Below are 637 nucleotides of genomic sequence, written 5' to 3'. Positions count from 1 at the left end.
ATTGCACCGGTGCTGTTGCGGCAGCACTCATCGCACCCACTCCCGGCTTGGGCGGCGTGACAACGGCGGCATCGTGGAAACTCCGGGCAGGGAAGCGCGCAAGGTAAACGATGCACCGCAACATCGCCAGCGTTGGGCGCGGCCACCTGCGCAACGCTGCGTGGCCGATGCTGCAGCCCCTGCGCGGGGCAACCTGCCTTATGCTCGGCGGGCACCCCGTCCAGGAGCGGCATGTACGACTACATCGTCATTGGTGCCGGCTCGGCCGGCTGCGTGCTGGCCAACCGGCTCAGCGTAGACCCTGCCTGCCGGGTGCTGCTGCTGGAAGCCGGCCCGCGCGACACCAACCCGTTCATCCACATGCCGGCCGGGTTGGCGCGGCTGGTCAACAACCGCCGCATCAACTGGAACCTGGACACCGAGCCCGAGCCCGCGCTCGGCGGCCGTCGCCTGTGGTGGCCACGCGGCAAGGTGCTGGGCGGCTGCTCTTCCATCAACGGCATGATCTACATGCGTGGCCAGGCGCGTGATTACGATCACTGGGCCGAAGTCACGGGTGACGACAGCTGGCGCTGGCAGAACGTCCTTCCGCTGTTCAAGAAAAGCGAGGACTATCACCTCGGTGCCAGCCAGTTCC

At 67.2% G+C, this 637-nt stretch carries 1 protein-coding gene; it reads left to right on the top strand.

What is annotated here, in order from left to right:
- Nucleotides 1-231 precede the first annotated feature (231 nt).
- A partial coding sequence (locus AAE045_RS23710; RefSeq protein ID WP_455549756.1) for a GMC family oxidoreductase occupies nt 232-637 on the top strand: 406 nt, incomplete at its 3' end.

Origin of the sequence: Dryocola clanedunensis, assembly GCF_038405435.1 — a bacterium.
Classification (GTDB): domain Bacteria; phylum Pseudomonadota; class Gammaproteobacteria; order Enterobacterales; family Enterobacteriaceae; genus Dryocola; species Dryocola clanedunensis_A.
The sequence above is the reverse complement of the archived record's forward strand: the minus strand, read 5'-3'. Positions and strand labels throughout refer to the sequence as shown.